Below are 13,223 nucleotides of genomic sequence, written 5' to 3'. Positions count from 1 at the left end.
GCACCGGCAGGGTAGAGAACGATGACCGAACCACAGCAGGAAAGCGCACCAATGTGTGAGAAAGTTCCCCAAGCAGACACCGGTAAACCGCCCATTTTCTCGGAAATTCCGATCGCCGCCATGAATGAGGATCAGACTGGAAATGCTGTCGTTCCCCAGATTGAAGCCGCTTTCTTGGAATTTGACTATATTCCCGAGGTCCAGGACAGCAGCTGCACCTATGTGGAAGTCGAACATTTCACGGTTTTTGACGACAACGCACACAGCCGAAAAGTCGTGGACGATCTGAAGCTGGAGTTGGATGGCGACAAGTACACCGCCATTTGCAAGCTTGAATCGCCTATCGAAATCAAGGGCAACCTGATACTGGCGATCGAACTCGACCCGGAAAAAGACGGAACGGTTGCCGGCGGAAAGGTCCTGGTGAAGTGCTACTACTACTAGCACCAGCAGGTCTGTTTTGAAGACTTTTCCCCCAGTTCAATGAAACCGTTCAGGCCCGCCTTTTGGCGGGCCTGTCTCTTCTCAAAAATCGAACTTCACGCCCTGCGCCAGCGGCAACTCTGCGGAGTAGTTTACCGTCGAGGTCTGGCGGCGCATGTATCCCTTCCAGGCATCCGACCCGGACTCGCGCCCGCCGCCCGTTTCCTTCTCGCCGCCGAATGCGCCGCCGATCTCGGCCCCTGACGGACCGATATTGACATTGGCAATGCCACAGTCCGAACCGGTTGCCGACAGGAAGGTCTCGGCTTCCCGCATGTTGAGCGTGAATATGCACGAGGAAAGACCCTGCGGGACATCATTTTGCAGCGCGATCGCGTCTTCCAGATTCTCGTACTCCATCACATAAAGGATCGGCGCGAAGGTCTCTGTTTTCACTGTCTCGGTCTGGCCCGGCATTTCCACCAGCGCGGGCGCGGCGTAAGCACCGCCCGGCACGCCTGCGGAAACCGGCGCTCCGCCATGCACCTTGCCGCCTTCCGCGCGTGCCTGGTCAAGCGCTGCCTGCATTGCCTCAAGCGAAGCCCCATCGATCAGGGGACCGATGAGCGTTCCCTCAACACGCGGATCTCCAATCGGCAGGCTGCCATAGGCCTTCACGAGCCTTGCGACGAGATCGTCCTTGATCGATGTGTGCACGATCAGGCGGCGCAGCGACGTGCAGCGCTGACCGGCGGTGCCGACTGCCGAAAAGACGATGGCGCGGACAGCCATTTCCAGGTCCGCCGACGGCGCAACGATCATGGCGTTGTTGCCGCCCAGTTCAAGGATGGGACGGCCCCAGCGCGCGGCGACCTTCGGCCCGACAATACTGCCCATCCGCGTGGAGCCCGTGGCGGACAGGATCGGCACATCCCTTGACGTCACGAGCGCTTCGCCGATGGCGGACCCGCCGATGACAACCTGCATCAGATCTTCCGGCGCATCGTCGCCGAACCTGGCGACCGCCCTTTCGAAGATGCGCTTGCAGGCGAGCGCCGTCAGCGGCGACTTTTCGGAAGGTTTCCAGATGACCGGATTGCCGCAAATGAGTGCTAGCGCCGTGTTCCATGACCAGACGGCGACGGGGAAGTTAAACGCTGTGATCACCCCGCACGGCCCCATCGGATGCCAGGTTTCCGACATCTTGTGACCCGGTCTTTCCGACGCAATTGTAAGGCCGTACAGCTGACGCGACAGACCGACAGCGAAATCGCAGATGTCGATCATCTCCTGTACTTCACCGAGACCTTCGGACTTGATCTTGCCTGCTTCCAGGGTGACCAGCGCGCCGAGATCTTCTTTCGACGCGCGCAGTTCCTCGCCCAGAAGGCGCACCAGTTCGCCGCGGCGCGGTGCCGGAAGAGCCCGCCAGATTTTGAAAGCGGATTGCGACCGTGAGATCACCGCGTCCATGTCTTCAACCGGCGTTTCCACAATCGCGGCAACAAGGGCACCATCGATGGGTGAGGTGACCGTCAGGCTGCCGCCCGCGAGATCACGCTCGGCAAAGCCGAGCGCGCGCAGAACCTCTGCGTGCTCCATGACTGTTTCTCCTATTCGGCGCTAGCTGCTGTAGCGCGCACCATTCTTTGTTTTGAGGAAAGCATCCAGCGGGATGTCTTCCTGTTTGAGGAAGCCCTTTGAAGGCAGTGCGCCCTCTCTCACCATCTCGATGATGGCAACGACGGAAGACGCCGTTGTCCACGCGATGGCGGTCCTCTCCCGGCCTGCGATTTCCATCGGCTTCAAGCTCCTGACGAACTCCTCCCGCCGGGTTCGTCCATTCTGCTCGCCTTCAGCGGCAACGTGGATATAGACGATGTCATCACTCACCGGCGGTTTTGCATTCACCAGGATCTCGCCTGCCTCCTTGCGACGGTCGCGCATCAGAAGTTCGTGGAAGAAGAAGTTCATCAGCTGCACGTGGCCCGGATAGCGCATGGTCTTGTAGTCCATGTTCGGCACGCGCGACTTGTAGGTCTCGCACATGGTTCCAAGGCCTCCGGACGTGGTGAAGGCCTCCAGTTCGATGCCGCCAATGACGATCTTCTCGATCCATTCCATCGGCGAAACCCATTTGATCTCGCCGTCCTCCAGAACCTCGCAATCGTTGAGATACTCGTTGACCACGCCTTCCGGCGACCAGTTGAAGGAATACCCCATCAGCCCGGTCGGGTTCTGCGGCAGCGCACCGACACGCATCCGGCAGGACCGGCAGGTGTCGAATTCCTCGATCAGGCTGGCACCGACGATCCCGACGAAACCGGGTGCCAATCCGCATTGCGGCGCCATGAGCCCTTTCGAGGACTTGGCGAGTTCCATGATCGCCTTTGTCGTTGGAACATCTTCGGTCAGGTCGAAGTAATGAAGACCGAGTTCGTGGGCCGTGCTGGCAACGCCGACATTCAGGAAATAGGGCAGACAGGAAAGCACGGCATGCGACCCGAAAAGGGCTTCACGAAGCGCATCGAGGTTGCTGACGTCGACATGCCGGGTCGCGAACGGCAGATCGGGATTGGCGTGTGTATCAAAGCCGGTCACGTCGAAACCGCTGTCATGAAGAAGCTCACCTGCCAGCGCGCCGACCTTGCCCAGGCCCAGAACAGCTATCTTGTCCATCTGCAAATTCCCCCGAGAGTGACGAGTCAGAGGATACCCGTCCTTGACCTGCACAATAACACCTGAAAAATAGTTATATTCATGACTATAACTCATAGATTGGCAGCGCCATGGAACGCGACTTTCCCATCCCCAGCATCTCGGTTCTGCGCTGCTTCGAGTCTGCGGCAAAGCATCAGAGTTTCACGGCCGCAGCAGAAGAGCTTGGCCTCACGCAAAGCGGTGTCAGCCGTCAGGTCAAGGAACTGGAGGACCAGATCGGCGCACCGCTTTTTCGCAGGGAAGGACGCGGCATCCGGCTGACCCAGGCGGGCAAATCGCTTGCCGAGGGTGTCTTTTCAGACCTGTCGCGGCTCAGGCGGACCATAAGTCAGGCCGTCGCAGCGGGAGGAACCCAAGAACTTTTGACCATCGCGGCGCTGCCGTCATTCGCAACACGCTGGCTTGTGCCCCGGTTGAAGCACTTCAAGGAACTGCGCCCGAACCTCGACCTGATGGTCCACAGCCGCTCCGAACCCTTCGACCTTGTCGAGGAAGGCATCGACGTTGCAATCCACTTCGGTGCCAATGACTGGCCCGGCGCCAAACTCAGTCCCCTGTGTCCGGAAGATCTGATCGTGGTGGCGGCTCCGGCGCTGCTCGAGAGCAATCCCGTCAGGCAGAGATCCGACATCTTGAACCTTCCGCTCCTGCACATGACATCGCGCTCGCATCTGTGGAAAGTATTTCAGCAGTCAGTTCCCGGCACCGCTGCCCATGTCCAGGTCGGCAGCTATTTCGACAGGTTCTCACTGGTGATTGCCGCCGCTGCGAGCGGTATGGGCGCGGCGATCCTCCCAACCTACCTGATAGAGGCCGAGCTTGCGTCGGGAGCGCTCATGAACCTGGCATCGGTAAAGGACAATTCCGAACACAATTACTATCTGGCAACCCCTCCGGGAAGGATAAGCCCGCCCACCGCCGAGTTCCTGACCTGGATCCGGGGCCAGGTGAGCCGCAGGGTCAAACCCGTCTGAACCGCAACTGCAAGTCGGACCCATAACGAGGTCAGACGGAAATCAATATATTTTAAGTTTGAAATTTTAGACTTGAAGTAAATTTCGAAACGTGGTTCGCTGGGGGAACTGATGGGGCTCGCGTCATGTGGAGGATCTGATGAAGATTGCGTGTTTGGGCGGTGGGCCGGCCGGTCTCTATTTCGCGATATCCATGAAACTGCGCGATCCGTCGCACGACGTCGTCGTGCTGGAGCGGAACCGCGCGAACGATACATTCGGATGGGGTGTCGTACTATCCGACGATGCCCTCAGCCGGATGGAAGGAAACGACCCCGTCAGCACACAGGCGATCCGCGATCACTTCGCCTACTGGGACGATATCGCCGTGGAACACAACGGCGTTCGCACCGTCTCCGGCGGCCATGGCTTTGCCGGGATAGGCCGCAAGCAGATGCTCATTCTGCTCCAGGAACGGGCCCGCGAACTCGGCGTGGAGATGCGTTTCGAAACGGAATTCGAAGACGCGGAAACCTTTCGGCAGGACTATGATCTCGTTGTCGCCTGCGACGGCATCAACTCCAGGGTCCGCAATGAATACGAGGATGTCTTCAAACCGGACATCGACACGCGACTTTGCAAATTCATCTGGCTGGGTACGCACCAGAAATTCGACGACGCCTTCACCTTCATCTTCGAAAAGACCGAACACGGCTGGATCTGGGCGCATGTCTACCAGTTCGACGACAACACGGCGACCTTCATCGTGGAGTGTCTTCAGCCGACCTGGGACGGTTGGGGCTTTGCCGACATGTCGAAGGAAGAGACGGTTGAAACCTGCCGCAGGATCTTCGAGAAATATCTCGGTGGCCATGATCTCATGTCCAACGCTGCCCATTTGCGCGGTTCCGCTGTCTGGATGAACTTCCCGCGTGTGATCTGCGAGAAGTGGTATCACAAGAACATCGTCCTGATGGGCGACGCCGCCGCGACCGGACACTTTTCGATCGGCTCCGGGTCACGGCTTGCATTCGACAGCGCGATCGCGCTTGCCGACTATCTTCATAGCGAAGCGGACATGGAAACGGCCTTCGAGCGATATCAGGAAGAACGGCGGCTGGAGGTTCTGAGGCTGCAATCGGCAGCGAGGAACTCCCTTGAATGGTTCGAGAACGTGGAACGCTATCTCGATCAGGATCCCGTCCAGTTCAACTACAACCTGCTCACCCGGTCTCAGCGCATCAGCCATGAGAACCTTCGCCTGCGCGACCCCAAGTGGCTTGAAACAGCGGAAAGATGGTTCATGGACCGGTCCGGCGCTTCGCCGAACGCGCCCGTGCGCGCGCCCATGTTCGCACCGTTCAAGCTTCGCGACATGCCGTTGAAGAACCGGATCGTGGTCTCGCCGATGGCACAGTATAAAGCGGTCGACGGTGCCCCGACAGACTGGCACCTGATCCACTATGGCGAGCGGGCGAAAGGCGGAGCAGGTCTGGTCTATGTCGAAATGACCTGCGTCAGCGCAGAGGGCCGCATCACGCCCGGCTGTCCGGGTCTCTACGCGCCCGAGCACGAAACCGCCTGGAAACGCCTGACCGATTTCGTCCATGACGAGACGGACGCGAAGATCTGCTGTCAGATCGGTCACTCCGGGCGCAAGGGGTCGACCCAGCTCGGCTGGCAGGAAATGGACGCTCCACTTTCCGATGGCAACTGGGACCTGGTCTCCGCCTCGGCGATCCCCTGGTCTGCGAACAACGCAGTGCCGCGCGAGATCACCCAGGCTGAAATGGCGGAAATCAAAAACGAGTTCGTCCGCGCCGCCGAGATGGCCGATCGTGCGGGCTTCGACATGATCGAGCTACACACCGCGCACGGGTATCTGCTGTCCTCCTTCATCTCACCGGTGTCGAACGTCCGCACGGATGAATATGGCGGTTCGCTGGAAAACCGCATGCGCTGGCCTCTGGAGGTCTTCAGGGCCATGCGGGCGGTTTGGCCCGAGGAAAAACCCATGTCTGTGCGCATCTCCGCAAATGACTGGATTGGCAGCGAAGGCGTGACGCCCGAAGATGCGGTCGAAATCGCCAGGATGTTCCGTGCTGCCGGCGCGGACCTGATCGACGTTTCCGCCGGTCAGACGACCCCGGACGCCAAGCCGGTCTATGGCCGCATGTTCCAGACACCGTTTTCCGACCAGATCAAGAACGAGGGCGGTCTCCAGACCATGGCCGTGGGCAATATCTACGAGGCCGATCACGCCAACTCCATCCTGATGGCGGGGCGCGCGGATCTTGTCGCCGTGGGGCGCCCGCACCTCGCTGATCCCTACTGGACCCTGCATGAGGCCAGCCGCATCGGCGACAGGCATGCCACCGACTGGCCCCTGCCCTATCTGGCAGGCCGTGACCAGTCATGGAGGCTGGCCGACCGCGACGCGGAGACCCTGCGGGCATGAGCGTGACCGGCCGCCATATCGTCATCACTGGCGGCGGCAGCGGTGTCGGCGCTGCCTGCGCCATGCTCCTGGCGCAAAAGGGGGCAACCGTCACCATATTCGGACGGACAGAGGCGACCCTCGCAGCGCAATCGCTTCCCTACCAGGTTTGCGATGTCACCGATCCCCGCGCTGTGCAAGCTGCCTTCGAAAGGGCAAGGAACAAAGCTGGACCGGTGGACGTCGTCATCGCCAATGCCGGGGCTGCTGAAAGCATGCCGTTTTCAAGGACCACTCCGGACCTTCTGCAAAACATGCTCTCCGTCAACCTGATCGGTGTCGCCAATGTCTGGCAAGCGGCACTGGCCGACATGAAAGCTTCCGGATGGGGACGGATGATTGCAGTCGCCTCAACGGCCGGGCTCAGGGGCTACCCATATGTGAGCGCCTATTGCGCGGCAAAACATGCAGTTGTCGGTCTGACGCGTTCTCTTGCGAAAGAACTCGCCCGAACCGGCATCACGGTCAACGCGATCTGTCCGGGTTTCGTCGAAACGCCGATGCTTGAGCGTTCGGTCGGCAACATCATGGAAAAGACCGGGCTCGACCGCGAACAGGCGGAAGCGACATTGAAGGCCGACAATCCTCAAGGCCGTTTCATCCAGCCCGACGAAATTGCGGAAATGGCATTCTGGCTCTGTTCCGAAGGTGCACGGTCGGTCAACGGCCAGGCCCTGAGCCTGTCGGGAGGCGAGTTATGACCGGTCAGTCCGAGACATTGTCCAAGGCGCGCCTGCGTGTCTGGCTGAAGCTTCTGAAAGCTTCAAACGGGATAGAGGCCGAAATCAGGCGCAGGCTGCGCGATGGACATAACACGACGCTGCCGCGCTTTGACGTCATGTCGGCGCTGGCAAGGTTTCCAGAGGGCTTGAAGATGAGCGAGCTCTCCACGTTCCTCAGGGTGTCCAACGGCAACGTGACCGGCATCGTCGACAAGCTCACCGAAGAGGGCCTGGCACAGCGTGTTGCGGTTCCAGGAGACAAGCGCGCCCAGGTTGCGCGACTGACGAAAAAAGGCGAGGCGGAATTTGAAAGCCTCGCCAACCGCCACGAAAGCTGGATAAATTCGATGCTCGACGGTTTGACGAACGAGGACCTGGAAACGCTCTCCGACAAATTGGAAAGGGTGCTGGCCCAAAGCAGCGAACAGGAGCGAGCGGATGCGTAGCGACGTGCAACATTTCCGATGCGAGATTGCGGACGGTATCGCAAGGATCGCGCTGGACCGCCCGGAGCGGAAGAACCCGCTCACATTCGAAAGCTATGCCGAACTGCGCGACTGGTTCCGGGACTTGCACTATGCAGACGATGTCCACGCAGTCGTCATCCTGCCCAAAGGCGGCAATTTCAGCTCGGGCGGCGACGTCCATGACATTATCGGTCCACTCACCCGCATGAACATGAAGGAACTCCTGGCGTTCACGCGCATGACAGGCGATCTGGTCAAGGCGATGCTCGGATGCGGCAAACCTGTCATTGCCGCTGTCGACGGAAGCTGCGCCGGTGCGGGCGCCATCATGGCGATGGCCTCCGACCTGCGCATTGCAACGCCCGAAGCGAAGGTGGCTTTCCTGTTCAACCGGGTTGGCCTGGCCGGCTGCGACATGGGTGCATGCGCCATGCTGCCGAGGATCATCGGCCAGGGCCGCGCAGCGGAACTGTTGTACCTTGGACGTTCCATGAAAGCGGAAGAAGGACATGCCTGGGGGTTCTTCAATTCGGTTGTCGAGCCCGAAGAGCTTGAGGGCACTGCCATCGATCTCGCGGCGCGGATCGCCGCCGGCCCGACTTTTGCCAATGCCATGACCAAGACGATGCTCGCGCAGGAGTGGTCGATGAGCCTGGATCAGGCGATCGAGGCCGAAGCCCAGGCGCAGGCCATCTGCATGCAGGGCAACGATTTCCGCAGGGCCTACGAGGCATTTGCGGCCAGGGAAAAACCGGTGTTTGAGGGCGACTGATGGCAGACCGGACATTCCTCACCTGGCCCTTCTTTGATGATCGCCACCGTGCCTTGGCCGAAGAGCTGGAAACGTGGGCCGCTGCCAATCTCGGTGAACTCGATCACCACGACACGGACGCCGTCTGCCGGAAACTGGTCGCCGATCTGGGCGAAGCGGGATTCCTGAGGCACACGGGATCGCCTGAAGGCTTGCTTGATGTGCGCAGCCTCTGCCTGATCCGCGAAACGCTTGCTCGCCATGACGGGCTGGCTGATTTCGCTTTCGCGATGCAAGGGCTCGGCACGGGTGCGATTTCGCTGTTTGGCACCGATGCGCAAAAAGCACACTGGCTGCCGCAATCGCGCGGTGGCAAGGCGATTTCCGCCTTCGCATTGACGGAGCCGCAGTCGGGCTCGGACGTCGCCAACTCGACGATGACAGCGACGGCAGACGGAAACGACTATGTTCTCAACGGGGAAAAGACCTGGATCTCCAACGGGGGGATCGCCGATGTCTATACGCTCTTTGCCAGGACCGGCGAAGCGCCCGGCGCGAAGGGTCTGTCCGCGTTCATCGTAACCCCGGATGCGGGTGGCTTCGAAGTTGTCGAGCGCCTGGAAACGATCGCTCCGCATCCGCTGGCAACGCTGCGCTTCACAGATTGCAGGGTGCCGAAATCCAGCATGATCGGTGCCCCGGGTACGGGCTTCAAGGTTGCCATGTCGGTGCTCGATATCTTCCGCTCGACAGTCGCCGCGGCCGCTCTGGGCTTTGCAAGGCGCGCGCTCGACGAGGCCTTGCAACGGGTCACGACACGGAAGATCCAGGGTGCGCCCCTGTTCGACCTGCAACTGGTGCAGGGTCACATTGCCGACATGGCCCTCGACATCGACGCAGCCGCGCTTCTCATCTATCGCGCCGCCTGGGCGAAAGACAGCGGAGCCCCTCGTGTCACGCGCGAAGCCGCCATGGCCAAACTGTTCTCCACGGATCAGGCGCAGCAGGTGATCGACAAGGCCGTGCAGCTTCACGGCGGCGACGGTGTGCGCAGCGGCACGACGGTTGAAAAACTCTACCGCGAAATCCGTGCCTTGCGCATCTATGAAGGGGCATCCGACGTTCAGAAAATCATCATCGCACGCCAGACGCTGCAAAGCCTCTGACGGCCAATCAGAAGGGAAGGAATGAGCATGACCAAGGACCTTGACGGCGGCATCACCCGGAGCGGCAAAGGCTTTGACGGCGTGGAACTCAACATTCTGGGGCAGACCTACTATCCCAAGGCCTGGTGCGAATCGACATTTGCTTTCGAGACCAATTCCGAGCCGGGACAGTTTGTTCCCGTGCATGTTCATCCGACCCAGGACGAATTCATTCTGGTGCAAGAAGGCGAACTCGACCTCAAGCTGGATGGCGAATGGGTCAAGGCAAAGGCCGGCGATCTCGTGCGGATGCCCATGGGCGTCCCCCACGGCTATTTCAACAAATCAGACAGTCCCTGCCGTGCGCTCTTCTGGGTGTCACCTGCCGGAAAACTCAAGGAACTGTTCGACGAACTGCACGAGATGACCGACGTGGAAGCGGTGGTGCGCGTCTCGGCGGAGCACGATGTCGATTTCCTGCCGCCGGAAGCAAATGAATAGGCCTGACGGCAAATAACTATTTTTTTCAAGAGCGTTAGAGAATCTTGACTGCAACACAAAGACGTCGGAATGCTCTGCGGTCCGTTTAACGAAATGGGGAAGATGTCGATCATGGCCGGTACACTCTCGCCCTCTGCGCATGTGGACACCTTTGCACGCGACAATCTTCCGCCTGCGGACCAGTGGCCGGACTTCCTGCTGGACGGGTTCGACTATCCGCAGACCCTCAACGCCGCTGTCGAACTGACGGACAGGATGGTTGAGAAAGGGTTAGGAGACCACATCGCCCTGATCGGAAACGGCCGCCGCCGGACCTACAAGGAACTTGCCGACTGGACCAATCGTCTTGCCCATGCGCTGACGGAGGATCTCGGCGTGAAACCCGGCAACCGGGTCCTGATCCGCTCCGCCAACAACCCGGCGATGGTCGCCTGCTGGCTGGCTGCAACCAAGGCAGGCGCTGTTGTTGTAAACACCATGCCGATGCTGCGCGCGGGCGAGCTTTCCAAGATCGTCGACAAGGCCGAAGTCGAGTTCGCACTATGTGACACGCGGCTGATGGACGAGCTTGTCGCCTGTGCCAAAACGTCCGCCTTTCTGAAGAAGGTGATCGGCTTTGACGGCACCTCCAACCATGACGCCGAACTGGACAGGCTCGCCCTCGAAAAACCGGTGCTGTACGACGCGGTTGAGACTGGACGTGACGACGTCGCCCTGCTCGGCTTCACCTCCGGCTCCACCGGGACACCGAAAGCAACGATGCATTTCCACCGGGATCTGCTGATCATTGCCGACGGTTATGCCAGCGAAGTGCTCGGTGTGACGCCCGACGATATCTTCGTCGGCTCGCCGCCGCTTGCTTTCACATTCGGCCTTGGCGGGCTGGCGGTGTTCCCGCTCAGGTTCGGCGCGGCGGCGACGCTCCTGGAAAGCGCAACGCCGCCGAACATGATCGAGATCATCCAGAAATACAAAGCAACGGTCTGTTTCACCGCGCCAACAGCCTACCGCGTCATGCTTCAGGCGATGGAGGAAGGCGCGGACCTGTCCTCGCTTCGCGCGGCGGTGTCAGCGGGCGAGACACTCCCGGCACCCGTCTATGACGCCTGGATGCAAAAGACCGGCAAGCCGATGCTGGACGGGATCGGCGCAACGGAAATGCTGCACATATTCGTCTCAAATCGCTTCGACGATCACAAGCCCGCCTGCACCGGCAAGCCAGTCACGGGGTACGAAGTCAAGGTGATCGGGGCGGACGGCGAACCGGTCGCTCCCGGCGACGTCGGACGCCTCGCCGTGCGCGGCCCGACCGGCTGCCGTTACCTGGCCGATGACCGCCAGCGCGACTATGTCCAGGACGGCTGGAACATCACCGGGGACAGCTTCACCATGAGCGGAGACGGCCACCTGCATTTCGCCGCCCGCAACGACGACATGATCATTTCATCCGGTTACAACATCGCCGGTCCGGAAGTGGAGGCCGCATTGCTCGCGCACCCGCAGGTTCAGGAATGCGCCGTCATCGGTGTGCCGGATTCCGAACGCGGTGCCATTGTCGAGGCTCATGTCGTGTTGACCGCAGGGACGGATCCGGACGATACGACGAGGAAATCCCTGCAGGACCACGTAAAGGCAACGATCGCGCCTTACAAGTATCCGCGCTCGGTCGTCTTCACCGACACGTTGCCGAAAACGGAAACGGGAAAAATTCAGCGCTTCCGCTTGCGGCAGGAACCGTAGGTGCAACTGTTCATCCGCCAATGGGGTGCGCGGACGAAACAAAAAACAAAAAATGCCCCAACCTTCGACGCCCTATCGAAAAGTGATCGAAGAACCAGAAACTAAGGGTAACAGAAGTCGAAAGACCAACAGGAGCAAGCAATGAAAATGGTAACTTTGGCGGCCGCCGCCGCTCTCGCCATCGGAATGACCGCGGCTCAGGCCGAGCCGGTAAAGGTCGGCATGATCACAACCCTGTCCGGGGGTGGTGCCGGGCTTGGCATCGACGTTCGCGACGGCTTCCTGCTCGCGGTGAAACAGGCCGGCAATCCGGATCTCGAGGTCATCGTCGAGGATGACCAGCGCAAACCGGACATTGCCGTCCAGCTCGCAGACAAGATGGTTCAGTCGGAAAAGGTTGACGTTCTTACCGGCATCATCTGGTCGAACCTCGCCATGGCCGTTGTCCCGTCCGTAACCGCCCAGGGCAAGTTCTACCTCTCACCCAATGCTGGACCGTCCGCGCTCGCCGGCAAGGGATGTCATCCGAACTATTTCAATGTCGCCTGGCAGAACGACAACCTGCACGAGGCAGCCGGTGCCTACGCCAAGGACACGGGCTACAAGAACAGCTTCATTCTCGCGCCCAACTATCCGGCGGGCAAGGATGCACTGACTGGTTACAAGCGCTTCTACGATGGCGAACTTGCCGGTGAACTCTACACCAAGCTCGGCCAGACCGACTATGCAGCAGAACTGGCCCAGATCCGGGCGTCCGGTGCGGACAGCGTCTTCTTCTTCCTGCCCGGCGGCATGGGGATCTCCTTCCTCAAGCAATATGCGGACAGCGGCATCGACCTTCCGGTCGTCGGCCCGGCATTCTCGTTTGACCAGGGCATTCTTCAGGCCGTCGGTGACGCCGCGCTTGGCGTGAAGAACACCAGCCAGTGGAACAAGGACATCGATAACCCGACCAACAAGGCGTTCGTCGAGGCGTTCCAGGCCGAGTATGGCCGCCTGCCGTCCCTCTACGCCTCTCAAGGCTTCGACACGGCGAACCTGTTGCTCTCGGCCATGGCCAAGGCTGACGTCAAGGACGCGGACGCCTTCCGTGCAGCACTGAAGGAAGCCGACTTCGATTCCACACGTGGCGACTTCAAGTTCGGACCGAACCACCACCCGGTCCAGGACATTTATGTCCGCGAGGTCATCAAGGAAGGCGACGTCTTCACCAACAAGATCCTCGCAGCCGCACTCACCGATCATGCCGACGCCTATGCAGGCGATTGCAGTATGTAAGTGATCTCCAACAATGCCGTCCCGG

General features: G+C 60.2%; 12 protein-coding genes. 10 read left to right on the top strand and 2 right to left on the bottom strand.

Features of this window, described 5'->3' with window-relative positions:
- The first annotated feature begins 21 nt into the window (after positions 1-21).
- Positions 22-444 carry a hypothetical protein gene (locus tag RDA78_RS13065; protein ID WP_434055737.1) on the top strand — a complete coding sequence of 141 codons (423 nt, stop codon included), beginning with the start codon at positions 22-24 and terminating at the stop codon, positions 442-444.
- An 81-nt stretch (positions 445-525) separates the two neighbouring features.
- On the opposite strand, the gene amaB is transcribed toward RDA78_RS13065, so the two are convergent.
- Together amaB and RDA78_RS13055 are read right to left on the bottom strand one after the other, a co-directional pair.
- A complete protein-coding gene (amaB, locus tag RDA78_RS13060) occupies positions 526-2,025 on the bottom strand; it encodes an L-piperidine-6-carboxylate dehydrogenase (RefSeq protein ID WP_434055736.1) in 1,500 nt (499 codons plus the stop codon).
- Positions 2,026-2,046: 21 nt separating this feature from the next.
- Positions 2,047-3,108, bottom strand: a complete 1,062-nt coding sequence (locus RDA78_RS13055) for a saccharopine dehydrogenase C-terminal domain-containing protein (protein ID WP_434055735.1) — start codon at positions 3,106-3,108, stop codon at positions 2,047-2,049.
- 104 nt (positions 3,109-3,212) lie between these two features.
- On the opposite strand from RDA78_RS13055, the gene RDA78_RS13050 reads away from it, so the two are divergent.
- The 9 genes from RDA78_RS13050 to RDA78_RS13010 all read left to right on the top strand — a co-directional run bounded on the left by RDA78_RS13050 (position 3,213) and on the right by RDA78_RS13010 (position 13,198).
- On the top strand, positions 3,213-4,118 hold the full coding sequence (locus RDA78_RS13050) for a LysR substrate-binding domain-containing protein (protein WP_434055734.1): 906 nt from the start codon (positions 3,213-3,215) through the stop codon (positions 4,116-4,118).
- 139 nt (positions 4,119-4,257) lie between these two features.
- Positions 4,258-6,555 (top strand): bifunctional salicylyl-CoA 5-hydroxylase/oxidoreductase, encoded by a 2,298-nt coding sequence (locus RDA78_RS13045; protein ID WP_434055733.1) that lies wholly within the window; start codon positions 4,258-4,260, stop codon positions 6,553-6,555.
- Positions 6,552-7,295: an SDR family NAD(P)-dependent oxidoreductase gene (locus tag RDA78_RS13040; protein WP_434055732.1), complete on the top strand. Its 744-nt coding sequence runs from the start codon at positions 6,552-6,554 to the stop codon at positions 7,293-7,295. The genes RDA78_RS13045 and RDA78_RS13040 overlap by 4 nt, the downstream gene beginning before the upstream one ends.
- Positions 7,292-7,762, top strand: coding sequence for a MarR family winged helix-turn-helix transcriptional regulator (locus RDA78_RS13035; RefSeq protein WP_434055731.1), 471 nt, complete (start codon positions 7,292-7,294; stop codon positions 7,760-7,762). Before RDA78_RS13040 ends, RDA78_RS13035 begins: the two co-directional genes overlap by 4 nt.
- Positions 7,755-8,555 (top strand): enoyl-CoA hydratase family protein, encoded by an 801-nt coding sequence (locus tag RDA78_RS13030; RefSeq protein ID WP_434055730.1) that lies wholly within the window; start codon positions 7,755-7,757, stop codon positions 8,553-8,555. Before RDA78_RS13035 ends, RDA78_RS13030 begins: the two co-directional genes overlap by 8 nt.
- A complete protein-coding gene (locus RDA78_RS13025) occupies positions 8,555-9,700 on the top strand; it encodes an acyl-CoA dehydrogenase family protein (protein WP_434055729.1) in 1,146 nt (381 codons plus the stop codon). Before RDA78_RS13030 ends, RDA78_RS13025 begins: the two co-directional genes overlap by 1 nt.
- 27 nt (positions 9,701-9,727) lie before the next feature.
- A complete protein-coding gene (locus tag RDA78_RS13020; RefSeq protein WP_434056142.1) occupies positions 9,728-10,180 on the top strand; it encodes a cupin domain-containing protein in 453 nt (150 codons plus the stop codon).
- A gap of 111 nt (positions 10,181-10,291) precedes the next feature.
- A complete protein-coding gene (locus RDA78_RS13015) occupies positions 10,292-11,920 on the top strand; it encodes an AMP-binding protein (protein ID WP_434055728.1) in 1,629 nt (542 codons plus the stop codon).
- 141 nt (positions 11,921-12,061) lie between these two features.
- Entirely contained in the window at positions 12,062-13,198 is a 1,137-nt protein-coding gene (locus tag RDA78_RS13010; protein ID WP_434055727.1) for an ABC transporter substrate-binding protein, read from the top strand.
- The last annotated feature ends 25 nt before the right edge of the window (positions 13,199-13,223 follow it).

The organism is Roseibium sp. (assembly GCF_051016195.1).
GTDB lineage: Bacteria > Pseudomonadota > Alphaproteobacteria > Rhizobiales > Stappiaceae > Roseibium.
The sequence above is the reverse complement of the archived record's forward strand: the minus strand, read 5'-3'. Positions and strand labels throughout refer to the sequence as shown.

Excerpts from the sequence above, each read along its gene's own strand:
- RDA78_RS13065 (WP_434055737.1), top strand. The coding sequence starts at position 22 with ATGACCGAACCACAGCAGGAAAGCGCACCAATGTGTGAGAAAGTTCCC.
- amaB (WP_434055736.1), bottom strand. The coding sequence starts at position 2,025 with ATGGAGCACGCAGAGGTTCTGCGCGCGCTCGGCTTTGCCGAGCGTGAT.
- RDA78_RS13050 (WP_434055734.1), top strand. The coding sequence starts at position 3,213 with ATGGAACGCGACTTTCCCATCCCCAGCATCTCGGTTCTGCGCTGCTTC.
- RDA78_RS13045 (WP_434055733.1), top strand. The coding sequence starts at position 4,258 with ATGAAGATTGCGTGTTTGGGCGGTGGGCCGGCCGGTCTCTATTTCGCG.
- RDA78_RS13040 (WP_434055732.1), top strand. The coding sequence starts at position 6,552 with ATGAGCGTGACCGGCCGCCATATCGTCATCACTGGCGGCGGCAGCGGT.
- RDA78_RS13035 (WP_434055731.1), top strand. The coding sequence starts at position 7,292 with ATGACCGGTCAGTCCGAGACATTGTCCAAGGCGCGCCTGCGTGTCTGG.
- RDA78_RS13030 (WP_434055730.1), top strand. The coding sequence starts at position 7,755 with ATGCGTAGCGACGTGCAACATTTCCGATGCGAGATTGCGGACGGTATC.
- RDA78_RS13025 (WP_434055729.1), top strand. The coding sequence starts at position 8,555 with ATGGCAGACCGGACATTCCTCACCTGGCCCTTCTTTGATGATCGCCAC.
- RDA78_RS13020 (WP_434056142.1), top strand. The coding sequence starts at position 9,728 with ATGACCAAGGACCTTGACGGCGGCATCACCCGGAGCGGCAAAGGCTTT.
- RDA78_RS13015 (WP_434055728.1), top strand. The coding sequence starts at position 10,292 with ATGGCCGGTACACTCTCGCCCTCTGCGCATGTGGACACCTTTGCACGC.
- RDA78_RS13010 (WP_434055727.1), top strand. The coding sequence starts at position 12,062 with ATGAAAATGGTAACTTTGGCGGCCGCCGCCGCTCTCGCCATCGGAATG.